The sequence below is a fragment of the Lelliottia wanjuensis genome, from assembly GCF_030238365.1.
Lineage (GTDB): Bacteria > Pseudomonadota > Gammaproteobacteria > Enterobacterales > Enterobacteriaceae > Enterobacter > Enterobacter wanjuensis.
The window spans coordinates 17,916-41,288 of record NZ_JASSOT010000064.1 but is presented as its reverse complement, the minus strand read 5'-3'; the positions used below and the strand labels follow the sequence as shown (position 1 = coordinate 41,288).

Below are 23,373 nucleotides of genomic sequence, written 5' to 3'. Positions count from 1 at the left end.
GTTATTAATCGGATGGGAGCATGCCTCGCAAACCAGACATCAACGCAGCGTTCGTCTCTGCCGTGCAACTTAGCCAGAAGGGCTATCGCTACCTGCATACAGACGACTTCGTCCGTGAGCTGAGAAATGCCAACTGGCACTTCAGCCAAGCGGAAGCGAACCAGTGGATTGAGCGAAACCAGACCGACTTCTGCGATAAGACGCCGGACTTCAGCGAGAACCGATACTGGATACTCCGCAACATGGGGAGGGTCTACTAATGGGATTTCCTTCACCTGCCACCGATTACGAAGAGGATCGGCTGACACTCAACAAAATCTGTGAAGTCGACATGAACTGCAGATTAATCGAAACAGATTCCGGATGGGCGGTGATCAACACATCGCTGAAACCAGAACCGGATGGTGTTGTCCTGGCGACGTATGACGGGCGCAATCACTTCGTGAAGCTGATGGGCGGCGCTTTGATAACAGAAGACGGTGAGGCTATAGAAGGAGAGGCTCTGGATGATGTCGTCGTCCACGGCGTGCTGACCCACACTATCAACCGGATTAAGGAAGATGACGTAGCGGTTTGATTATACCTCTGCAATCATCTCCGGACCTTGGTTCTTCACATTGCCCACGGCGCGCGTCACAGCGTGCCATATAAACTTGTCAGCGGGCGCGACACCATCAGCGACTATCTCCTCAGCTTCTTTCCCGCCAATATCCTGCCTCATCCATTCTCTGGCGGCTTCAGGTGACAGCACCAGTGGCCGCCGGTCGTGAATATCGACCAGCCCTTTATCGGCTGCAGCCGTAACAATCAGGAAACCTTCTGCGTCATCCCCGCGTTCGAATGGCGTGCTGCCAATCGCTGCCATGAATATCGGCTGACCGTCGGCGCGGTGGATGAAGTAGGGCTGTTTCTTGTCGCCTTCATTCTTCCATTCGAACCAGCCGTCAGCGAAGCAAATTGCCCGGCCATGCTGCCATAGAGGTTTGAACATCCTGCTGCTGGCTGCAGTCTCTACGCGCGCGTTAATCAGTGGCGGTTTATCCCACCATCCCGGCGCATAACCCCAGAAAACCGGATCTAGATGCAGCTGCTCGTCGCGTTCGCTCAGCAGTAAAACCTTTGTGCCTGGTGCTACGTTGAAACGCCCGATTGGTTCAGGGTCATATGGAATGTCGCGATCGGCTTCATCAGCCAACAGAGCCAGATAGTCATCGCGGGTCATTGATTGTGAAAAGCGTCCACACATAGAAACCTCCAGCCAGTAAGACTGAAAGTATAGGGCAGGGAGAAAAATTGGTGCGCACCGTAAAATATTTGATTATGGCAGGGGCATGATGTCGGATGCGATGGGCGTGGTAAATCGGAACGTGGCGAAACTGGAAGGAGCTACGCAAAGTTCTTTGTTTGAGATTGCACGGGCAGGTGAGTTCGACGACTGCCCGGTGATGTGATGGGGGAGAATGCAAAGCGTTGCACTGATGCATGGCTTTGCGCTCTCTGTGTCATGATTGTGGCATGCATTGCTGCGCCGTGAAGGATGGTGATGTATTGCAACGACACGTAATGACACAAATCCGGCGCGAGCGCGAATAAACATATGCTATTACAGTCAGTTAAATAACACTCTACGTTCTTCTAAGCCGTAGGTCACAGGTTCGAATCCTGTAGGGCGTACCATTTAAAATCAATGAGTTACGCAAATCCCTTCAGCAGTAATCACACAGAACAAAAATTCATGTAACGGCTGGTGTAAGTAAAATTGCTCAACGCCGATCAACATTAGCGTGGCTTAGCCAGCATTCCCGGATAGTGTTTAGCGATAATGTCGTTCATCTGTTCCATCAGGTCGAGTCGCTTAAACGTCACATGCGCCGAGCCCTTCTGAAAGTAGCGAATAGAAACGTAGGTATCGTCAAAGGTCTGGCTGTGTGGCTCCTGTTGAATGTGGCCCGAAAGTCGATAAGCAATGTCTGTCCGACTATCGGGCACAGGCTTGCCATCCAGCAGATGCAGCATCCTGTCAAGGTCCACTAACTGATCTCGTCTCCATCCCCACGCTAGCCCATAGCCCCATTTATCGTGCTTAACCATATTGTTGATAATGATTTTTCGCCCGAACGAGCAAGGTGAATTGCTTTTATAATCCCAGCTCAGGTGCCTGAACACATTAATCACGCCGCGCTCGAATACTTCACCTTTGCTCTGATGTAGTTGCTCAAAGGTGCTGAGAATATTTGCTTCGCTGATTTCAGGAATATTGTCCCCCTCAAGGTTTCTGTCCCACTGGTCACGTGCCTGGGCGTCCATTAGCGAAAGCATTCCCGATTTTTTCATCAAGTCACGCCAGATGCTACGATCAAGATTGCAGGTAATGGATTTCATCGCAGTTTCTGCCTTCTCCATAAGCCAGCAGCCACAGCGAAAATCCTGCTTCATGGCCCAGTCTAAGGCGGTTTTACCACTGATACTTTGCGTCAGGCGTGAGATCTCAACGATCTGGTTTATTACACCTTCAATCTGCTGGAGTGCGGCATTACGACCGGTAACGATGCGCTCAATGCTGGTGGAGCAGATAACATCGTGTTGTGTGGAGCTGAGAATTTCAGGTTCGTGTTGCATGGTCTGTTCTCCATAAAAGCATAAGCGCCCACCATCAGTGGCAGGCGCAATATGCACAATGAATAAGGTGGCTTAAAGATCGGAAGGTAAATCCAGAAGACGCTTCGCAAATCTGCTTATTGATAGACCCGCTTGCTGTGGCGTAGTAACCCGGTGGCCTGTCGCGCTCGCAAAATATCAACAGCCCGCAGATAGGGTGAACGTTCCATGTAAGCGCAGTCAGAACGGTCAGTGCGCACCAGTTCATATTTCTCGACGATAAAGTTGACGGCATCACACAGCAGAATGCCTGCGTTGATATGATGCTGGATAACATCATCATCATGGAAAGGTGTATCTTGCAGTGTTAAGCCGTAATGCTGTTTTAACAAATAAGTGAGCAGTGTCTGCCAGACCTGAACAGGTGACAGACGTGGGGAGATCGCCGCTGTGTGCGGTATGGATTGCAGTTGCATCGGAATTTCCTGTTTGAAGTGAATAAATGCGATAAAAATCAGAGATGAATCAATAACGTGTTTGGCTTACTTCGTGGGATAGATCGTTACATAAACATAGCCACAACTGGCTCGAGTATCAGCGTCACAGGTAAAGCCACCGAAACTGACGCTCACCTGATGCTGTCGCGCTGGTTTCAGTTCACCTATACGTAACAACGATTCAAGGTATTCGATAAACAGTGGAAATTGACGTTCAAGCGAAACTGCCTGCTCTGTCGTGAACGCTCCCTGAATATTCGATCTGTCAGCCAGATAATGAAGCCGACAACCTTCCTGTACCAGCCGTGCCCCCAATGATGGGGTAATATCGTGTCTTAAGCCCCATACCTGAGCTGGGGATATATTGTTTTCTTGCATTGATAAACTCCAGAGAGAAAACAGAATTGATTTAATTGAGTGTCACACAGCGTAACGATGCATAAGGACCAGAACGATCCTGACGGCGTTCAACAAAGACAGCGAGCACACCGGCAATATCCTGAACTTCACGACCGTAGTAATGGCAGACGCTGCCATGCCATTGATAATGGCCTTTACAGAAAGCAAATAGCCTTGCATCAGGATGTTGGCGATAAATGTGCATTGCCTGACGTTTACTGATGATCTTCATTCAGCTCCTCACAACCAGCCACGTTCTGCAAAAGAGACAATATCGGTATGGCCCACCACCAGATGATCCAGGGTACGAATTCCTACCAGTAAAAGAGCCTGCTCCAGTTGTTTCGTGATGAGTTTATCGGCTTTGCTGGGTTCAGCATGGCCTGAAGGGTGATTGTGGACCAGTATCACAGCAGCAGCGTTTTGGCGAAGTGCAGATTTAACAATCTCACGAGGTTGTATTTCGATATGGTTGATAGAGCCGAGAAAAACAGTTTCGTAATCTATCAGCCGGTGCTGATTATCAAGATGAAGAACCATAAAGATTTCACGCTCCTGCCCGGCTAATTTCAGCCGCAACCAGTCACGCATTGCTGTGGCGCTGGTGAGTGTCACTCCGGGTTCTTGCAGGTATTTCTCCAGATGATTTAATGCACGTTTAATAATGCGTTGCGCTGTAAGCGTTAATCCGGGAGGCGGTAATAAAAGCGTGTCAGACATAATCATCAGCCTCTCAGTCGATAAGACGCATAATGGCGCGGCATTCGGGATGTGCCAGTGCGTAATCACGCAGACGATAATAATGCTCGCTCATGGCTTCACAGTGCGTTCTACATGCATGGTGACTCCAGGCCATTAAGCAAACGGCAATCCCGGTTGCTTCGGTAGTCAGTGTCGCTTCATTACCATTCCCTTCATTAAACAAAACATAGTTGTCGCTTTCGGGTGGCGTAAGAAACGCCCCACCATTAGAAAGAGAATGAAACTCCCATACACCGCCCTGATAGTCCGTGCTCCATAAATCCAGCCATGAAAATACCTGTGGTTCGATAAACACCCACTGGCGGACATTGCCAAAATGACGGGGCCAGAAACTGACCCGCTGTTCATCGGGAATTTGGGTCGCGATAATGGTTAAATCGCCGGATGATGGAATAGCGGTTACGGGTGAAGCATCGGTATGGCATGCAGCCGCCATACTCATGGTATTGGTCATGATTAAATTCCTTACGCAATAGATATACCCATAAGCCCCGCCACCGCAGGGACAGGACTTATGATGTTTTATGAGAAAAAATGTCTGAACTGAGAGATAACAGGAAAAGTAATAACATCAGGAAGCAAGTTGCAGCATACTTTCAGCCATAACCCATAAAGCACGGTTGAGTTTTACATCGCCATCAATACCTTTAACGGCTCGGGTACGATTGCGTTTACCCTGCACTGAACGACCGGATAAGCCGCCTTTAATTAAATTCTCCTGAATCCTTTGGTATGTCGTCCATAAATCATTATCTTCATCCTGCCAGCGACGGGGAGATAATAACTGTGATTCAGTGACAGGCTTATGCTCCTCACCAAAACGATAAGTGAGTGCTGCCGAAGCTAATGCCTGTTGTGCTGGTGGAGGGAGCAATAACGATTGCATGGCATCGCGTTTTTCTTCGACTTTATCGAAAATCCCCAATACCTCATAAGCCCCTTCAATCACCTTTTCAATGACGTTACCCTTATGCGGTACACGTACCTCACCAAATGACTCTCCGCAGATCAAACCATTCTGGCAAACCGCACGAAATAACCCCGGCAACATTTGATACGAACTTGAACCATCATGGGAGTTGAGCAGGATAATCTCAGGAACCTGTTTACCCGTTATCTGGCCTTCACGTCTTAAACGAAGCATATGTTTGGTATGCTCACGTTTACTTAAATCACGCACTTTGGTCTGACAGGCAAAGAAAGGCTGGAATCCTTCTCGTTGAAGGTTATCCAGTAAGGTAATGGTGGGGATATAAGTGTATCTGTCTGAGCGGGATTCATGTTTTTCTTCACTGAAGATACTCGGTACATGTGTAAATAACTCTTCATGAGTTAAAGGGCGTTCACGGCGAATAAGATTCACTCTGCCAAAGCGGGATGCTAAACGGGTCATAGGGATTCCTTAATGAAAAAGCCTTGTGGCATTTGCGACAAGGCTAAGTAGTTTGATTATTCATTAGGATGATATAGGTTTGAGATTTTTTATAATTTAATATTCAATTTATCTATTTCTCTCAGCGGTTGTTATTCCTTTCATTCTATCTGAAATCAATATTTTAATAACACCAATATTGTCTAGCTGATAATATCTTGCTAAATATTCAAGCATCTTCATATGTTCATCATCCAATTTTTGAGCAAGACGCTTCTGAGATATGCTCTTTCTATATTTTTTTTGACCCCATGTTTTACTCACACTATCAAGAATATTTTTAATATCAATCTTATTCAGCTCACATAAATCAAGAGTGACATAGAAAGAATTATATGCTTCTTCTGACGTTAATGGCTTTGGTATTTCTAAAACTTCACTTCTGCATTTACTCTTAATTTTTATTATTAAATTATCATAAGCCCACCAACATACTTCAGTATCATCAGGTTTTAACCACTTTGCATTCAAACGCTCATTCCTATTTTTTCTCCACAGGTTTTGTACTACATTTAAAAAGGTCAGGTATTGGATGGTATTATCGGCGTTAAAGCAAGCATCATCAAAACTCCTGATTAGTAGATCATAGCGCTCCTGATGATTTTTAGGTAAATGAGAATCTGAAATGTATTTATAACGATTAGCCAATGCGCTATATGTCAGATGAACACTTTCAGGAAAATTATCACCATAGCAAGAGTGAGCTATTTGCCACCATAACCAATATGTGGCTCTGGGAGCGTCCTTTAACCAAAAAAAATGTGACTCTGGGATTATGCTTGTAAGACACTCATTTTCCATCTCATGAATTTTAGAGCGTATAACATTAACATCTCGTGATAGGCATTGCATAAGAACATCAACAACAAATTGCCCCATCATTCTCGTTCCGTTAGAAAAAACATCAATGTTATCGGGGACGTTATTGCTTATATTTTTATTTATATACCGAAGGAAGAATCGGTAAACACGAGGATCCTCCGAGCTTAAAGCTACTGAATTTGTGCCCATTTTTAAGTAAACCTCGCTATGTAACGCATAGAAAATCGATGCATTATAGTCGATTTAATAAGTCAAATATGAGGTAAAAATGCTGATGTCATGAGGTAAATGTGTAGATAAATGAGATATTTCGCTTACAGTGTGAGGTAAAACCGATGGTTTGAATCATTTACCTGTTTTTTTTATATTTTTTAGAGGTCGTGACATAATCTGTTTCTAATTAAGATAAACATTATCGATACGTGAGAAAATGCCACGTAAATTATGGCGAATTAACACAAAATTAATATCACTTCATGTTGAAGCGTAACTTCAGAGTAATTAAAGCACAGAAAGATGCTCGATTGCATGATTGCCTCGATGAATTTCACTACAGCACAAAATAATCAATACATGATGCTATCCTGTACAATAATATTAATTTCCGTCATTCGATAGAAATTAATGTAGCTAAATCGGAATGCTTCTATTGATGAAATTTTTTTCACATCACTATAGTCAGTGTGCTTTTACGTGTTGGTATAATAATATAATAAAGAAGTACCATTAAATACATAATCATAAACACACCTAAACACTACATTTGAACATCATCATCATACATAGATAACTAGATAGACTTATTGCATTGAACAATGCATACATCAGTTCTGAATAATCCACTTATAGAAATAAGCTAATCACTAGTACTTGGCTACTAAGCCAATACTTGATCCAATAAACTTTAACTAACGTTCCATTGGTATGTCATTAACAACCCAAAGGAACAACTAAGTGAATACTGAACCAGAATACGATTACAACGATAACTACACTATCAACGAACGCTACATGGATAAAATAAAAATTACCTTATGTAGATCCATGGAAGCTTATCCAAGACTCATGGTTGTATTTGCAATAGGTAGGCTCCCTGATGATTATGCCGATGTTGATACGTTAAACCTTCCCTCGGATTTCATGGCATCACTGGTTGCTCAAGTTCAAGCTGATTTAAAACGTAAAGCTAAAAAAGGGATCAGAACATACCCTTGTAAAGTTAGAAACGTATGGGTCAGAGAGTTTGATAAAGAACCTGGTCTGGAAGATAAAAAGCATTACCACCTCATGCTTACCTTCAACAAAGATGCGTACGCCTTTTTGGGAGACTATAAAGCTCTTGATGGGAATCTATCTTCAATGATCAGGAAAGCATGGTGTAGATCATTGCATGTTGATTATCCTGAAAACCGTTCATTACTGGTTTTTCCTGATAAAAACCCAACATACTTCCTTCTAAGTAAAGAGGGGAAAGAAACAGAGAAGTACCGAAAATTTATTTATCATGCCAGCTATCTAGCTAAAGAGGAAACCAAACGTAAAGGTGATGGCAAACGCAACTTCGGTTGTAGTCAGCGATAAACCATCCAGGTAATTCATTACTGTGGGAACAGCTTATGACAGAGAACCGACATCTACCAGATTAACTGCGTAAATATTGGTTCCTGTCTCCCTTATCCCTTAAAGAGAGACAACTATCATGAGCAACATCAATACCCTTAATGACATTGAACTGATTAACGATAAGTTGATTGATATGAAACTATAGTTGCATTTACTGGTATGTCTAATAAATGGTTTTACAAACTGATGGAAAACGGATAATTCCCTAAACCTATAAAGCAAGGCCGTAGCTCCCGTTGGTTAGAAAGCGAAGTAAAAGCCTGGTTGCTGGCGAGAATAAAAGAATCCCGTGGTGAATAAATAGGTTTCAGTACCACATCTCAACTTATCCCCTTTCTGAATAGCTCTCCCTTCCATAGCGATACCTGACTCAATGACCGTTAAACAATGTGGTCAGGGTTTTCTGTTGCCTGTGGATGGAGAGCCGGAGCACTATTAATGCGTATTTTAAGCACCACCTTAGCCATTGATGCTAAAGGCCATATCGTTACGGCTACTGACGCAGCTAAAGCTAAATCCAGTAGCTATCGCTGTCATCAATGCGATTGTCCTGTCATTCTCAACGATGGTGGAGGGTTTCTTAATCCGTGGTTTGAACATAATCAGCAAGCCTATCCAACGGAAAAGCTTCAACAATGCCCTTACTACGATCCGGAAGAAAAAGAATCAGCCAGAACCCAGAAACTACGACAACTCGTAAGAGGGTTAGCTCCAGTAGTCAGTGTTCTTAACTGGCACTGTAACCAATGCAATAGTGATTACGTTGGAGAAAAACACTGTATAGCCTGCAACACGGGAATCTACAGTATTGAAGCTAAATTACCTGTTTATAGCTAACCAATTGTATTGGATACAATAAATGGCAATATCAGACGAATTATAAGCCTCTGTGGAGGCTTTAGGGGTTACTGTAAATACCATTCAGCTATTTACATTAAAAACCGCTCAGAATGCGATACAGGAAGGATTTAAGGGTATTACTCCCTCCATGAAAGGAGCGATTGATTAGCAAAACCGTCATTGCCCCTGCATTAGTAAGTACCTAGAACAGCTTTTGGTTCCATACTGCGAAAATTAGTGTGTCCCGCAACAATTTTTGTACAGCACCACATTGTTGTAACTGTTTAAACAATTCTTTTTGCGATGAAAATGGTCCTATAAGCACCTATTTTTTAACAAAAAAATCACATTTTGGAAATGCACTCCCACAGCACTTTTTGTCAAGCAAGCAAGTTATGGGGCATACCCTAATATAGGGAGGCAGTATGGCATTCACGTCAGTATCATTTGCATAAGAAACAACGTTGCCTGCTACAACGAATGCAGGCAACGCTGCCTGATTGCTCGATGCCCTGTCACGTATTGACTTAGTTGCAATAAGGTTAAACCACAGTGCGTTACTTGCGTCTCACTCTGTCGATGTGGTTCTAGCCGTATGCTTTACAAAGTTGTAAAATACGAGATCTTTCAGTGGGATGAAGTTTTCAAACTAACGATATAGTTTAAGCATCAGTAAAACCCGAGGAGTGGCATTTTGCTCATACTTCATTTGTCTGATATTCACTTTCGAAAATCTGATATTCACACTACCCAAGACCCAAATTTTCATCTCAGAAATGAGTTGGTTCGTGACGCAAGACTGCAGTGTTCGAGGTTAGGTGTTCCTGATGCAATAGTTGTTTCTGGAGATATTGCGTTCTCAGGCGATCCAGAAGAGTTCAAATTTGCTACAGATTGGCTTACTACGCTTTGTGAGGCTTGTGGATGTTCGATGGCATCAGTTTTTGTCGTACCAGGCAATCATGATGTTGTCCGTAATCTGGCGGACCGCAATTTGGTTCAGATGATCCATAACACAATCAAGTCAGCAGGAAACTCTAACACTGAAATTTCTAAGCAACTGAGTGATCCTGACGCTGGGCGCTTACTTTATGAGAGTTTGGGAAACTACAACCAATTCGCGCAGCAGTTCTTTTGCGATTTGCTTCCTCCAGATCGAACGCGTGTCGTTCGAGATCTTAAGCTAAATGATGGTTCAATTCTAAGACTGTGGGGGCTGAACAGTGCCTTTGTCTCTAGTGGCCATGATCGTCAAGGTGATCTGTTCGTTGATCCAGCAAGCCTTCAGATCACACGTGAAGATGGTGTCGTGAATGCTGTACTTACTCACCATCATCTTTCGTGGTTACGAAATTCTCGTGAGCTGGAGGACCACCTTAATGATGTAGCCCCACTACAAATTTTTGGTCACGTCCATACTAACAGAGTCGATATGGTTCGTGACTATGTTCGGCTTTCTGCTAGCGCTGCAAACCCTGATCGCCAGGAGAATGGCTGGGAGCCTGGATATAACCTAATTGAATTATGTGTAAATGGTGGGCCAACTGAGCGAACTCTTAGAATCAAGGCTCACATTAGAATCTGGCAGACGGCTCCAGGAGGATTTCAGGCGAAGATGGATAGAAGCTCATCTACATTTGAGCACTCCATAAGGCTGAATGACTGGGTTTGTTCATCTGAATTACCAGAAATTTCAAATAATTATGCAGGGCTTTCGCCTGAAATAATGCCTGTCAAGGAGGGGAATACTATTAATCTCCTCCGAGATCTTGGCCTTCGCTTTTACCGGCTTTCGTTCAGCCAAAAATTCGAGATTGCAGGGAGGCTGGAGCTTTTGGAAGAAGAAGACATGAGCTTACCCGACTATGAGCGTTTTCGTCGGGTATTAATCAGAGCATATGAACGAGAACTGCTTAATGTACTTGAAGACGCAGTGACTACAATAGAACAGCGATTAAGGGATTAGTAATGACTACATTAACATTTGCAGATCGATATGCAGAAGCCGGTCTATCACCAAGCCCCGAAGTAATAACTTCTCGACAAGGTTCGGTTAAGCGCATCGTAGAGAATATAACCGACAACCATATACTTGACTTAGTCTGTTTTTATTACGGTAGCACTAATATCAATTTAGATTGGTTTAGGGATGAATTTGTTAAAGATGATGCTAGTTTCAGTCTTGTAAACAAAGAAAGAGAGGCCCGTGTTCTTTCGGCATCAGTACTTGGGGAATTAATTGATGATGAAAATGCGGTTGCAATTTTGGCAGTGTGTGTCGGAAGCGCTAAAGGTCTTCGTCTTCCCCTACAGTCAACTTGGCTTTTAGTCCATGCTGAAGAGTGTCTTATGCGCCTTGCTGTTGAGGAGCGGGCGTTTGAAGAAATTCCTCTCAAGATTGCTCCGACGATAACCGCAAAACTTGATGAAGAAATTACAGCATTAGGTTCAACAAATGACTGGGCAACGCTGATTACGCTACTTGGTAAGATCCGAACAGAAGCCCAAACTTCGGCTAGAACTACAGCAACTCAGAGTATATCTATACTGAAAAAATTTGAACGCCAAAAAGCGCTTATGCGGGAAGAGAGCCAGATGCTCTGGTGGTTGACTGGTGGCTACAGCAGAACATTTAATCGCAATTTTACTACTTTCTCCCCTCAGCAAGCAGCAATAGTTGGTGCCGTGGATTTGGGGGATTTGACGAGTTCATCGCGATTGGGCCCTGTTGCAATACCAGCTATGTTAGAACGGGTGATTCTATCTGCTAAGAAGGGACGAGGAGCACAACCAAAAGAACTAGCTGCCGCGATCGATGGTTTTACCGTAGAAGAACTCGAATCACTAAATGTATCGTCTCGATTGCCTGCCAGGTTGGCTCCAATCTCAACTGCGATTGAATTAGCCCGGACAATTGGTGTAGGTGCATGGCATCAGCAATTTCAAGCAAGAACAGGGTTTGAATCTTCAATTCAGTTAGAGCTAAATCCCTTAGCTGAGCAACTATATCGTGAACATTTGCTAGGACAACTTCTGTGACAGATCAACATGCTGGAATAGATACTGACGTTGATGTTTTCGAGCAACCGGAATCGGTGACTGTCCAGCCTTCTGATGCTAATCTGACCTGGGTATCACTGCCTGCCGCTGCGATGCTATCTGTGGCGGAGGTCGATCAGCTCTTGTGTTGGCGGGATGCATCTATAATTGCCATCGTTGGCGAACGAAATGGTGGGAAAACAACATTAGTAACCGAAATCTATGGTCGCTTCCTGCATGGTGCTTTTGCGAATGCTTACTTTTGTCATAGTCTAAGTTTATTGGGCTTTGAAAGAAAAAGTTTTCAATCACGAGCAGTATCGGGAAGGGTATATCCAGATACTGATAGAACATCAGCCCAAGAGGGTCTACGTTTCTTTCATCTGGCATTGTCAAAAGACTCGGATTTTTCTCGTCATGACCTTCTTATTTCTGAGCGTGCAGGTGAAGTTTATAGAGAGATTCGAGATCAACCTGACCGTGCGGCTGACCTGATCGAAATACGTAAGGCATCAACTATTGTTTTCATAATTGATGGTGAACGTGTTGCTGCACCTCGTAGGCGAGCAGAGGTTTTTGCTTCGGTAAGAGATATTATTCGCGTAATAACTCGCACTGGGAATGTTGCACCTCAGGCGCAGATACAGTTAGTGGTCACAAAATTCGATTTACTTGATGGTGATGATAAAGTTGAAGCTCGGAATTCGTTAACTGAATTTGAACAAAAGATTGAGGCAATGCTAACTGAGAGGTTCAATGTTGCAATATTCCATACGGCAGCTCGTGCACCACTTGTAGATGCAGAATCGGGCCAAGGCTTAGCCCCTCTATTGAAAACATGGTTGAGGAGAAAACCTCTTGTGCAATTAAATAGTCCGAGTATTCCAGAGCTGTCAGATGAGTTTGATAGGCTTTTGCTAAGGAGGACCGTATAGTGAACTCAAACTTCATTATTATGGGTTTACCAGCATCAGGTAAAACTACATTTTTAGCAGCACTTTGGCATTTAGTTGCAGCCGATGAAACTTCATGTCGCCTTGTATTAGAGGATTTCAAAGGTGATTGTTCCTATCTTAATCGGATTGCTGAGGCATGGCGTAATTTCCAACCTGTACCGAGAACTTCTCAGATTGGAGATATGAATGTCGCTATTCATCTGCGTAATCGTGAAACTGACGAAAAAGGGATCGCCTTTTTCCCTGATTTAGCAGGAGAAACGTTCGATCGTCAGGTTGAAGATAGATTATTTCGAAGAGATTTTCTTGAAGGGTTTGCTGAGGATGATGGGATATTATTTTTCATCAGTTCGGATATCAAGGAAGATACGCTTTCAATTACAGAATTTAATTCAAGATTACCAAGCAATAGTGAACTTGCAGATACTAACCCTAATGTTGGGAATAGCGACACAGTAGCACAAGAATGGGAACCTAAACTTCTACCTGCACAAGTTAAAGTTGTGCAACTACTAAGTGACATTATACGTCCACCTTTTGAATCACGTTTTCGCCGTATAGTGATTTTAATATCTGCTTGGGATTTGGTCCGTAATTCAGGTATTACACCTTGCGATTGGTTGGCAATAAATATGCCACTTGTCGAACAATTCTTAAAGACTAATGGAGACTTTTTTAATCATCAAATTTATGGAGTTTCTGCACAAGGAGTTCGTCTTGATGATGATTCTGCTGTTGATGAGGTGGCAACATTGGTAGCAAGTCGAAGAATTCAAATCGTTGGACCAGAAGGCGAGGGGAATGATTTGACTGAACCGCTTGTATGGCTTATGTCGGCGGACGAATGAAAATAGATCATTGTTTATTCGGCTATGATGATGGGCATAGATTACTTGCTTCATCTCTTCCTCTAGGAGAAGAAACTGCATTTCTTACTGAGTTGAGTGATCTTGCTCCGGGCGTTGTCTTCGGTGGTTCGAAGGGTTATTGGACTGGATTACCTGTGCCCTCAATAGGTCGTTATGTTCTTATGTATACTTGGCCTGCGCCAGAAATGCCAAGACCTGGGTGTGTTTGGACCCATGCGCTACTTCTTCAACCAACTCTTCTTGAGTCTGTAGCTGATTTGTCCGTATTACAAAATCTCATTATTCGACCAAGCGGTTTTTTAGATCGGGAGCTCTATAGAAAACCCTTTGAAGCTAATTTATTAGATAAAAGTGAAATAAGCACGACGATAGACGATGCAATAGTAAGAAAGTTAATAGACGCACTTTATGGAAAAATAACGACAAGCGTTGAAGTTAGTTCACCAGATGAACTTGATAGACCACTATTTGCGGTTTGGTCACAACAATGGCCTCGGCTCAGACGCAATTTTCGTTTCCAGACAGCAGCCTCTCGGGCTCCACGTCCTACAAGTTCAGCTCGTTTTGATGTTACCGCTGTTATCAAACAAGACGAATATAACTCTTCCAGCATAGAAAATGATTCATCTTATTGGCTTAGTTCTGCTGTAAAAGATGTCTATATTGGGCCCGAAGGTCCCCTACGTAAATTTCTTTGGAAGTATGGGCGAGACGTTCGTAAGCAACGAGGTTCATTTAAACCCCTGGCTGAAGTTTATACTCTTGATGATGATGTTCAAGAGTATTCAGTGCAAAGCATAATTAACATTGTTTTTGATGCATTTTCAGCGCCAAACGATGCATGCTATTTGAAGCAAGATCTAGTGGATGGTGTGCTAGCTAATTATGTACAAGTGAAATTGGTCAAATTTTTAATCTTAAGTGAAGAAGAAAGAAATGAAGTTTTTCCTAATTTAACGACACTTGGCATTACTAATCTGAAAAACTTGTGGCCGCAGCATGCAGAAGCGCTTCTTAAGCTTGTGACTGTAGCTTCAGACTCAGAAAGTTCTATGAGTAGAATGGTTTTCCAAGCCATAATTGAAACTATCCAAACACCAGAATTCTGGCCTAATTCATATTCTTATCATGATATACGAAAGTTGATAGTTAAATTACATCCAGAGTTTTTGTATACAAGTCAATCTATATTAGAGGATGCCACATTAATCGATCTACTTCCTTTCGTACCAATGGATTCAGTAGGGCTTGTTAGCTTTATTCGTAACCTGATGCGTCGTAATAACGAAAATCTTGTTGATGCAGTTTTTGATAATTTCCCTAATGTATCTGCTGTACAAATTGTGAAAGATTTAAATAGCCACCAAGAACTACCTAATATTTGGAAGAAAGGACTTTTATCTCGTCATAATTTGCTACTTCAAACCAATGTATTAGGTCATGTGTCTCACACCAAACTGCTTTATGAATTTGCCGATTCGCTTGGTTGGTTGTCAAATAACGTCATCGCTGCTGGTATCGAACCATGGTATAGCTCGATTATTGATGTTTCAAATGATATTTATGGGGCGCAAGAAGATATGCTCAATTGTTTCTTTGTAGCTCTTTCTCTTAACTCAAATGGAGATGAGGGACTTTATGTCATTGAGCATTATTACATTGAGTTACATCAAAAAATTTTGAAATCTAAGCTATCACCAAGAGCACGAGAAATGCTTTTCTCACAATTACCGGAGCTTGGTTGGTTACGGGATTGGGATTTAGGGTATCGTTTTCGACTGGCTGTGGCGAAAGCATATGTTCGCAATAAATGGCCTATAGAGAGTTATGCAAATTTGACTTCTGATAAAAAAATACGTGATTTACTTGCGGATGCAGTGTCAGATGTTGAAGGCGGTCGTGAATTCTCTAATGCGATATGGCGATGACTTTTTGTAACATTAAATCAGTTAGATAGATTTGAATTTAAGCGTTAAGATTACATTTCACTCAGAAAAACAAGGGATTGGGTAGTGGATACAGTAGAGGAACTGAACGGGACATACTTCTATGCAGGAAAATCGAATCTTACCGCCTCTGAACTCTTTTTCATGGCGTTTATTTTCAACACGGCTGATCAGTTCGGTGTTAAAGACATTGCCGCAATCTATGCACTGTATGCAGGTATGAATGACCAAGAAACTCGAACTAAACCAGAAACGGCACTGAAAGGAACTTCCAGACTTTCAAAAGGTGTGAGAAATGTATTCGGAAATAGAATGTTCCCGTTCGGGTTGAAAATGCCTACATGGATCGGCGGTTATACTCCGTGGACTGTAAAACGTAGGATGGTGAGAAAGGTCGGTACATGGGTAGGCCGTACTATTCCGTTAGTTGGCGAGGTCGTTCTTTTGGTTGATGTTTCACAGATAACCTACAATTCGATCCGCGAATACAACGCCATAGCGAGAGGTAACGATAAGTTATGGTAATCGGTGAAGACGATATTGAACAACGAGTACTACACATGTTTTCTGTTCGTGCTGGTGCTTACATGTTCAAGAAAAAGAAATACGACACGTACACTGCAGAAGCAAGCATACATTTTGATGTGCAGCTTGACCAGGATGATGTTGAAGAATTAGTTGAAGATTTTTCAAAAGAATTTGGCGTTGACATGTCTAATTTCCATCTTGAAACCTACTACCCCGAAGTAAAGCATTCATGGAATCCATTCAAGAAACCAGATCCCGTCGATGTTCCTGATTTCACTATTGACATGTTTATTAAATCGGCTAAAGCCGGGAAATGGTTATACAACTAATCGCAAGGAGCTAAAGAAATGGCTGTACCTGTACACTTATTTTTGACCGATGACGGCGGCGCGGTGATCCGTGGTGCTTCCGATGTTCAGGATCGCGAAGGTAGCATTGAGCTACGCAGCTTACACCATAACTTGACCATTCCAACAGACCCAATGACAGGGAAAGTTACTGGCACACGGCAGCATTCGCCTTTCCAGTTTACCAAAGAGCTTGATAGTTCCTCACCATATCTATTCAAAGCGGCAGCAACGGGCCAGACTCTTAAATCTGCTGAATTTCGGTTTTATCATATCAACGATGCAGGACAAGAGGTAGAATATTACTGCATCACGCTAGAGAATGTGAAAGTAATATCAGTCAGTCCTGTCATGCATGATACTCGAGGATGCCCCGGCACTGGTCACATGGAAGAGGTGGCTTTGAATTACGAAAAGATTACCCATTTATATAAAGATGGTAATTTATTAGCTCATGACGCGTGGAACGAACGTCCTACAGCGTAATTAAAAACCGTACTCGCTCGGATTCGAACCTGAATGATTGCAGCACATAGCTATGTCAAATATGGTTGGTAACTTAATGCCAATAGTAGATGCTGGTAATATTTCGTTCAGCTAATGAATGGGATGATAAATTGTATAAGTATTAATTTTATAAAATCATAAATTGGAGGTAATGAATGATTATCGAAATACTTCAAGACTCAGCGGCAGTCATCAACAAGAATGGTTGTGTGGTAGGGATTTATACGGAAGAATTCGAAACGTGCTCCATAATTATAATTGAAAGTTTAAATAAGTTACTGATTGTTCATGATAGCACTCAGTTGGATATAAATCATATTTCTAAAGAAATAAAAAAACTCGGAACGGTAATTAAAGTTAATCAGCTCGTTAATTCAAACTATATGTTTAAATCAGAAGATAACTTATATTATGCTACTCATGGAAAAGAAAGAGGTGAGAGTTTTCGTGCTCAACAATCTAAAAGGCATAAAGATCGACTTTTAAAAATAATAAAAAAATCAAATATAAAAGTTGAACCAGTTTATAACTCCACACGAAACGCAAGATTAATTATTTCCAGTAAAAATATTTTAAATGATAATGATACTGTCATTGACAAATTATTGTTGGCACTAACTCCGTTACCTGATAAAGAAAAAAGAAAAGCTATAATTCAGCTAAATAATATATTCCTAGAAGCGAACTCACAAAAATTACCTCTGGACCTAGAGTTTGACATTGAAGGGTATACAAAATTGCCTTCCTTACTTAAAAATCATGAGGAAATGGAAAAGATCGCATTGAAAATGAAAATTGATGGGGATGATGACTATTTCAACGTGCTAAACAGATATTCACACTATTCATTTTGATGGGAATACTACCTAAAACTGAGAGATTCAAAATCTGGGTCTTTCAGTAAATTAAATTGTATTATAATAGTCATGCAATTATTTAAAGATGATTTACTTAAAAGTATATATTTATTAAGTATGCTCATACCTGATAAAAACCGCCACATCAAGTTTGTACAGATACGGTCGAGTCCCTTTCCTCAAGCATGAGGAAAGGGATTGAATTAACGGTTGAGGTTTAAAGCATTATTGATTATGTCAACGTAGGCGTTAGGTATTCCGTTATCACTGAAATCATGATATGCAAATGATAAAAATCTATCAAAGAGTTCATTCATTGGAACTTGAATATCTTCTCCATTATGCGTTACCATGAAGCCTCCGTCGAGCTCTTGAATAGAGCCGTTGTCTAAAACATACCATGAAAAGTTTTCACTAACTTTATCTATTTGGGCATTATCTTTCACTTTAGTTAGAGCATCTTTATCTCTGTCTATATTTTTATCTTTTCCATTAATATAGTTGGTTACATCATTAATGTTTTTGGTAATATCGTTACTTTTATTTTGGATATAATTATTAATATCTAAAAGCCCATTACCATGACTTCGCGTATTATTAAGTATGTTAGAAAGGTCGGTCTCCGCGAATGATGATGCTTTTTTATCAATGGATGAGCTATTACTTAGCTCAATGAAGGAACTCAATAGGGAATATTTTATATCATATACAGAATACCACTCTGTACACTGTTCTTTCACATCAGGTAAAGAATTTTTGTAATCGCTACAAAAATCATCTTGAGATAATTTTCTCTCGCTCCATCCACTTTCGAATGTCAAATACAAATTACCCAAGTGTTGAAGAGTGCTAAATTTAGATAGTTGTTCTAATTCACCTGAGTGGTTGTTGAGGAATGGTTTAAATAACTCATCAAGTATCCTTTTCTCTTGCTCCCATTGGCTTAACATTTTGTGAGCTTCTTTTATTTCATTGTTATTCACAAGTATATTGGCATTTAATGATTTAAGATCATTTTGCTCTCTAATGGACATATATACATCAAGATAATGTTGTGGTAATTCACATTCATAAGTTACAATGATCCTATCCCTATTATCCTTCGATGAATTCCATTTCCCATTAATACAATCAGTTCTACTTTCTAATGCTTTGCCTATTGTAAGAGTATCGTTGATGGAATAATTGATACTTTCTTTCACTGTACTGACGGAATTGTCATTGCAGCCAGATATGAATAAAATACTAAATATAGACATGGAATATGTACAAGTTCTAATGTTTATCTTTGTGTTGAATAAGTTTGTCATTTCAAAATCCTTTACACGCTAATGAATAATATCTATTTAAGATAGTAATCAGGAACTACCAATATTTATTTAAGCATTACTGAATGCTAATAAGGATATCACCAGCAGTATCTTCGGTTTCAGGCACTACGTTATAATCAACTAAATTATTAAAATCCATATCAGTTTCGAATTTCATTTCACCATCACACTTCTTATTCATAATTCTTTTATTATCTTTAAATACAGCGATACCTTGATTAGTGTTATCAACACCATCTAATACTGAATATACTACATAATTATAACCCCCATTGGTAAAGCGAAGATATTTGGTGATCGAATGAATACCTTCATTTTGATATCCATATACAGTAGTGTCATGACTACTCAAATGCAGCCCTGACTCATCAACTTGAGCATCGTCCTTACCATATAAATAATCAATAAAGTCACCATTAATAACAGTACCTACTACGTTGCTTGTACCAGTTAATCGACAAGCCATTAATGGCTTTACTTTAGCTTGTGCAATGTTGATACTCAGAACAATCACTACAATTGCCATTGCTGCATTTACTTTATCCATAATGCCCATTACTTATACCTTTTTTCAGTTGAAATTATCGTGAACATATAAAGTAGCAGTTGGTTTATTTGCTTCTGTTCTATGTACATATGATCTCTATATTTACTATTCTAAATTTTTCCATCTGAGTTATGATGGTTTTCGAACATTCGTGGAATTGCATTATCTAACTCTGTTCTTGCAGATATTGATAAGCGGTATACGCCATTACCCGCAGATTCAACAATAGGGCTTAAACGGTTCAAATCTCGATATATTGTCCGTTCAGTAACGTGAAATTTATCGGCTAATAACTTCCGTTCAACTGTTCCTGACTGATGCAATTCAATAATGATCGCAGTCAATCTTGAACTCAACGTTTCACCTTTAGACATAAACATTCCAACATTTAATTTAAGATTACTTATTATCAATAGGGATACTGACAGCGGGTGTCATGTGACATGAAGTTGACATTCTGATTTTTAAACAAAAAATGCGGTCATATACAATGAGACTCATTGATGACATTTGATATGAATCTATCTTTAATAAAAACGCTTTTCTATTAAATACTTAAACAAGTGATATGATTCTTGTTTTTCTTTTAGTGACATGTCAATGACAGTTGTCGCATGTTGTTTAAAAGCGATTTGACATCTATATGAAATGTAAGGAAATTTGAATGCCACATTGTGTAAGCAGAGATCCTCTTTAAGGATCTCTACTGTTTACCTATCAATGAGCACCATCGAACTGGCTACCGCAGCTATCGCAGTGATATGTATTGAATAAATGATCATCAATCGCTTCACCTGCTAACCCGCCAATAACAGCACCACTCCCCATACCAATCAGTAACCCCAAAACTCCACCGGCTATCGTACCGACACCAGGCATGATTGCAGAACCGATAGCAGCGCCAGCCGTTACACCTTCACCACTACCAATAACACCTGTAATCCCTCCTGCAACAGCTCCAACGCCACTGCCAATTTTCTTCCCAATATCACTACGCTGAACTCTTGTAGATCCACATTCAGGACATTGCATTGATTTCTCCTTAGTTTAGATAATAAAAAACCCCTCAATTTAGAATTGAAGGGTTGGAAGTGTTATTTGTTTTAATTTTCCTCTAGCTAAAGATAATTTGGATAATAAATAAAAACCATCCAGCTATTTAATCTAGCATAGATTTAATGGTTTCTTCGGAATACACTATCCATTACCTTCAATTAGATGATAAATAATCAATAATCTCTTTCAAAGGCCACCGATTAAGTCTTCCTACTTTTTTAGGTCGAGATATACCCTCAGGGAGCCTATCGTCAGATATCTGCTTGCGGATAGTTTGTGGTTTTAAACCTAATAATTCCGCTAACTCTTTTGTGCTGATAAATCTGTTTTCAGAAGGAAGTAGGTTCTTCATTTCGCCACCTCGCAAAACAGGTGAGCGGAAAGAATCATACCTAATAAAAATAGGAAGAATAAGGGGATAACAAGAGTAGTTTTCGAGAAGGGGGCTGCTTTTTTATGTGTGGGTTCAGGGTCAGGGTCGCCGCCATCGTTTGATGAGGTACTCGACTTGGCTGACTTTGATGCACAAGTACGAGATCTTGAACCATGGCTGGAACACTTAGATACAAAGAGCACTGTGTCATGCTTCAATCTCTCAGATACCGCAACTTTAATCTCTTGCATGATCATATTTTCAGCAGTTATTTTTAGAGCAACTGGAACGGCTGTCATTGGCCTGCTTGTTTGAGGAATGGTTGATACGGAACGGCTTGTTTGCATATTTAATTCTCTACTTGGAGTTAAGTTACTAATTATTACGCGAAGATTATCTTAACTTTAATATCAAGGAACCTCTTTGATTAAATGTGCGCATCAAATTTATAGCGATACTTCTGCTTGTTCCAATATCCAATCTTCAATCTTTACGTGCCACAGCCTCAAGAGATCCAGGGGGCGGCGACGGTAATGTTTCTCTGCAAGGGCACTAGGCTTATGCCCCATTATCTGAGCTACAATCCCGGTTGGTACTTCAACCCATTCAGCCAGTGTTCCGAAGCTACGGCGCAAGCCATGTAGACTGATATGAGGCAGATTAGCCTGACCTAATGCGCGATTATGTGCCTTTCGTGGCTCAACAATTCTGCCACTCTTACTGTCACTACAGAAAACCCAACAGTCAGTACTAGTGTCAACATTCGAAAACTTAGCAAGCTCAGACAAAATAGCCGAGACATATGGAGTCAGTGGGATCGTTCGTTCACCTTCGACTTTATCTTTAATGCGCATACTAGACCATTTGAAATCAATATCGGACCAGCTCAGGGATGCAACTTCTTCACGCCTTGCCCCTGTTAACAAAAGAACTTGAAGATAGGTTGAGATCACCGGGTTACTGAGTCGCTGTACTTCTGCAAACCAACCTTTTAGCTGTTCCTTTTGAAGACAGTCATCAGCCTTGCTGGCTGAAACGGGAACCATTTTTCTGACATTACGGTCTTGTGTGATGTCGGAGGGAATGATGCCTTGATACAGCTTATGGTCATTTACCCACTTCAAGAATGTACGAAGTACACGGTAAGCATTAGCCGTAACTGTTGGGCGGTTTTTTCTTTCCCTTGTCAGCCACTCAGTAATGAGCGCTGAAGAGATTTCAGATAGTGGCAAATCTAGGAAGAATGCCAATGGAGCAGCAATAGTTAAACCTCCCCCCACTTTCCTGGCATTTCCCCCACGGTCAGAAAGCCTGATATGGTCTGCAAGGTAACGTGGTGAATAAGGGCGTTTAGTTTTTGCGCTAATACCAGTTCTCAGTTCCTTAAGGTATTCCTCCCAAGCAGCAGAGAACATAACTCTTCCTCTGCGTGATTCAGCCTGTTGTAATTCTACGGCAGCAATTTTCTCTGCCTTTGCAATTCGGGGATCTATCCCTGTATCTATAAGTGTCTGAAGCCGCCGTGCTTCTGTTCGTGCATCATCGATTCTCCAGTCATTGATGTTGCCAATCGTCATTCGCAGAGTTTTCCCCAGAAATACACTCTGAAAAACAAACGCTTTTGTCCCTTTAGTTGCGCGACAAGCTAGCATTGTTACGTCTGTGTCCCAAAGAAACCGTTGCGACTTTCCTTCAGTTAGCTCGAATTTACGCAACCGTTCAAAGGTGAATTTTTGTCTGGCAAGCGCCATTTTTGTCTCCTTAAAGAATCCTTACACTGAATTCTAATGTAACGGCTGGTGTAAGTAAATTAGAGGTATAAGCATCAACATAGATCAATTTACATCAACACGGCGCTTCTGTTATTGTTATGTTTATAAAGGGGTTTATTTATTTTTAGGTGATTATTTAGAGACTTGAAAGTTCGAGGCCTTCGCACTTCTAAGCCGTAGGTCGTAGGTTCGAATCCTACAGGGCGTACCATTGCTTTCTCCCCCTTGTTTTAACATCCCAAACCATGCCGTCGTACCCATTGCTTTTCGCG

Annotated in this window: 29 protein-coding genes and 1 pseudogene; 14 read left to right on the top strand and 16 right to left on the bottom strand. The window is 41.3% G+C overall.

The window, feature by feature from the left end:
* Window positions 1-20: 20 nt before the first annotated feature.
* Together QQF33_RS16335 and QQF33_RS16330 are read left to right on the top strand one after the other, a co-directional pair.
* Entirely contained in the window at window positions 21-260 is a 240-nt protein-coding gene (locus tag QQF33_RS16335) for a hypothetical protein (protein ID WP_285158184.1), read from the top strand.
* Window positions 260-577: a hypothetical protein gene (locus tag QQF33_RS16330; protein WP_271080269.1), complete on the top strand. Its 318-nt coding sequence runs from the start codon at window positions 260-262 to the stop codon at window positions 575-577. Before QQF33_RS16335 ends, QQF33_RS16330 begins: the two co-directional genes overlap by 1 nt.
* Here the strand turns inward: QQF33_RS16330 and QQF33_RS16325 are convergent, their stop codons facing one another.
* The 9 genes from QQF33_RS16325 to QQF33_RS16285 form a co-directional block, all read right to left on the bottom strand.
* Window positions 578-1,246 carry an SOS response-associated peptidase gene (locus QQF33_RS16325; RefSeq protein WP_285158183.1) on the bottom strand — a complete coding sequence of 223 codons (669 nt, stop codon included), beginning with the start codon at window positions 1,244-1,246 and terminating at the stop codon, window positions 578-580.
* A gap of 533 nt (window positions 1,247-1,779) precedes the next feature.
* On the bottom strand, window positions 1,780-2,619 hold the full coding sequence (locus QQF33_RS16320) for a DUF4942 domain-containing protein (protein WP_285158182.1): 840 nt from the start codon (window positions 2,617-2,619) through the stop codon (window positions 1,780-1,782).
* Window positions 2,620-2,735: 116 nt separating this feature from the next.
* Window positions 2,736-3,074 (bottom strand): TA system toxin CbtA family protein, encoded by a 339-nt coding sequence (locus QQF33_RS16315; protein ID WP_285158181.1) that lies wholly within the window; start codon window positions 3,072-3,074, stop codon window positions 2,736-2,738.
* Between the two features lie 66 nt (window positions 3,075-3,140).
* Window positions 3,141-3,473 carry a type IV toxin-antitoxin system YeeU family antitoxin gene (locus QQF33_RS16310; protein WP_285158180.1) on the bottom strand — a complete coding sequence of 111 codons (333 nt, stop codon included), beginning with the start codon at window positions 3,471-3,473 and terminating at the stop codon, window positions 3,141-3,143.
* Window positions 3,474-3,504: 31 nt separating this feature from the next.
* Window positions 3,505-3,726, bottom strand: coding sequence for a DUF987 domain-containing protein (locus QQF33_RS16305; RefSeq protein WP_285158179.1), 222 nt, complete (start codon window positions 3,724-3,726; stop codon window positions 3,505-3,507).
* 8 nt (window positions 3,727-3,734) lie between these two features.
* A complete protein-coding gene (radC, locus tag QQF33_RS16300) occupies window positions 3,735-4,214 on the bottom strand; it encodes a RadC family protein (RefSeq protein WP_285158356.1) in 480 nt (159 codons plus the stop codon).
* Between the two features lie 13 nt (window positions 4,215-4,227).
* Window positions 4,228-4,692, bottom strand: coding sequence for an antirestriction protein (locus tag QQF33_RS16295; protein ID WP_390888482.1), 465 nt, complete (start codon window positions 4,690-4,692; stop codon window positions 4,228-4,230).
* 135 nt (window positions 4,693-4,827) lie between these two features.
* The gene (locus QQF33_RS16290) at window positions 4,828-5,649 is read right to left on the bottom strand and encodes a DUF932 domain-containing protein (protein WP_285158177.1); all 822 of its coding nucleotides are present in this window, start codon (window positions 5,647-5,649) and stop codon (window positions 4,828-4,830) included.
* A gap of 108 nt (window positions 5,650-5,757) precedes the next feature.
* Window positions 5,758-6,570 (bottom strand): hypothetical protein, encoded by an 813-nt coding sequence (locus tag QQF33_RS16285; protein WP_285158176.1) that lies wholly within the window; start codon window positions 6,568-6,570, stop codon window positions 5,758-5,760.
* Between the two features lie 894 nt (window positions 6,571-7,464).
* Here QQF33_RS16285 and QQF33_RS16280 point away from each other — a divergent pair.
* From QQF33_RS16280 to QQF33_RS16225, 12 genes and pseudogenes are all read left to right on the top strand, one after another.
* Window positions 7,465-8,091 (top strand): inovirus Gp2 family protein, encoded by a 627-nt coding sequence (locus QQF33_RS16280; RefSeq protein WP_285158175.1) that lies wholly within the window; start codon window positions 7,465-7,467, stop codon window positions 8,089-8,091.
* Window positions 8,092-8,209: 118 nt separating this feature from the next.
* A pseudogene (locus tag QQF33_RS16275) lies at window positions 8,210-8,433 on the top strand (helix-turn-helix transcriptional regulator).
* A 138-nt stretch (window positions 8,434-8,571) separates the two neighbouring features.
* Window positions 8,572-8,970, top strand: a complete 399-nt coding sequence (locus QQF33_RS16270; RefSeq protein WP_285158174.1) for a putative zinc ribbon protein — start codon at window positions 8,572-8,574, stop codon at window positions 8,968-8,970.
* Window positions 8,971-9,667: 697 nt separating this feature from the next.
* Complete coding sequence (locus QQF33_RS16265) at window positions 9,668-10,939, top strand: metallophosphoesterase (protein WP_285158173.1); 1,272 nt, start codon at window positions 9,668-9,670, stop codon at window positions 10,937-10,939.
* A gap of 2 nt (window positions 10,940-10,941) precedes the next feature.
* The gene (locus tag QQF33_RS16260) at window positions 10,942-12,012 is read left to right on the top strand and encodes a GTPase-associated system all-helical protein GASH (RefSeq protein ID WP_285158172.1); all 1,071 of its coding nucleotides are present in this window, start codon (window positions 10,942-10,944) and stop codon (window positions 12,010-12,012) included.
* Complete coding sequence (locus QQF33_RS16255) at window positions 12,009-12,947, top strand: TRAFAC clade GTPase domain-containing protein (protein ID WP_285158171.1); 939 nt, start codon at window positions 12,009-12,011, stop codon at window positions 12,945-12,947. Before QQF33_RS16260 ends, QQF33_RS16255 begins: the two co-directional genes overlap by 4 nt.
* The gene (locus QQF33_RS16250; protein WP_285158170.1) at window positions 12,947-13,816 is read left to right on the top strand and encodes a TRAFAC clade GTPase domain-containing protein; all 870 of its coding nucleotides are present in this window, start codon (window positions 12,947-12,949) and stop codon (window positions 13,814-13,816) included. The genes QQF33_RS16255 and QQF33_RS16250 overlap by 1 nt, the downstream gene beginning before the upstream one ends.
* On the top strand, window positions 13,792-15,765 hold the full coding sequence (locus QQF33_RS16245) for a GAP1-N1 domain-containing protein (protein WP_285158169.1): 1,974 nt from the start codon (window positions 13,792-13,794) through the stop codon (window positions 15,763-15,765). The genes QQF33_RS16250 and QQF33_RS16245 overlap by 25 nt, the downstream gene beginning before the upstream one ends.
* An 84-nt stretch (window positions 15,766-15,849) precedes the next feature.
* Window positions 15,850-16,308 carry an STM2901 family protein gene (locus QQF33_RS16240; RefSeq protein ID WP_285158168.1) on the top strand — a complete coding sequence of 153 codons (459 nt, stop codon included), beginning with the start codon at window positions 15,850-15,852 and terminating at the stop codon, window positions 16,306-16,308.
* Window positions 16,302-16,640, top strand: a complete 339-nt coding sequence (locus QQF33_RS16235; protein ID WP_285158167.1) for a DUF1493 family protein — start codon at window positions 16,302-16,304, stop codon at window positions 16,638-16,640. Before QQF33_RS16240 ends, QQF33_RS16235 begins: the two co-directional genes overlap by 7 nt.
* Before the next feature lie 18 nt (window positions 16,641-16,658).
* On the top strand, window positions 16,659-17,144 hold the full coding sequence (locus tag QQF33_RS16230; RefSeq protein ID WP_285158166.1) for an Hcp family type VI secretion system effector: 486 nt from the start codon (window positions 16,659-16,661) through the stop codon (window positions 17,142-17,144).
* Between the two features lie 176 nt (window positions 17,145-17,320).
* Complete coding sequence (locus QQF33_RS16225) at window positions 17,321-18,019, top strand: hypothetical protein (RefSeq protein WP_285158165.1); 699 nt, start codon at window positions 17,321-17,323, stop codon at window positions 18,017-18,019.
* 206 nt (window positions 18,020-18,225) lie between these two features.
* Here QQF33_RS16225 and QQF33_RS16220 read toward each other — a convergent pair whose 3' ends face one another.
* The 7 genes from QQF33_RS16220 to QQF33_RS16190 all read right to left on the bottom strand — a co-directional run bounded on the left by QQF33_RS16220 (window position 18,226) and on the right by QQF33_RS16190 (window position 23,080).
* Window positions 18,226-19,332, bottom strand: a complete 1,107-nt coding sequence (locus QQF33_RS16220; RefSeq protein ID WP_285158164.1) for a hypothetical protein — start codon at window positions 19,330-19,332, stop codon at window positions 18,226-18,228.
* A 76-nt stretch (window positions 19,333-19,408) separates the two neighbouring features.
* Window positions 19,409-19,909, bottom strand: a complete 501-nt coding sequence (locus tag QQF33_RS16215) for a hypothetical protein (protein WP_285158163.1) — start codon at window positions 19,907-19,909, stop codon at window positions 19,409-19,411.
* Between the two features lie 101 nt (window positions 19,910-20,010).
* Window positions 20,011-20,274, bottom strand: a complete 264-nt coding sequence (locus QQF33_RS16210) for an HTH domain-containing protein (protein ID WP_285158162.1) — start codon at window positions 20,272-20,274, stop codon at window positions 20,011-20,013.
* A 343-nt stretch (window positions 20,275-20,617) separates the two neighbouring features.
* Complete coding sequence (locus QQF33_RS16205; protein WP_285158161.1) at window positions 20,618-20,932, bottom strand: hypothetical protein; 315 nt, start codon at window positions 20,930-20,932, stop codon at window positions 20,618-20,620.
* A 178-nt stretch (window positions 20,933-21,110) separates the two neighbouring features.
* Window positions 21,111-21,308 carry a helix-turn-helix transcriptional regulator gene (locus QQF33_RS16200; protein WP_285158160.1) on the bottom strand — a complete coding sequence of 66 codons (198 nt, stop codon included), beginning with the start codon at window positions 21,306-21,308 and terminating at the stop codon, window positions 21,111-21,113.
* A complete protein-coding gene (locus QQF33_RS16195; protein WP_285158159.1) occupies window positions 21,305-21,676 on the bottom strand; it encodes a hypothetical protein in 372 nt (123 codons plus the stop codon). The genes QQF33_RS16200 and QQF33_RS16195 overlap by 4 nt, the downstream gene beginning before the upstream one ends.
* 99 nt (window positions 21,677-21,775) lie before the next feature.
* Window positions 21,776-23,080 (bottom strand): tyrosine-type recombinase/integrase, encoded by a 1,305-nt coding sequence (locus QQF33_RS16190; protein ID WP_285158158.1) that lies wholly within the window; start codon window positions 23,078-23,080, stop codon window positions 21,776-21,778.
* Between the last annotated feature and the right edge of the window lie 293 nt (window positions 23,081-23,373).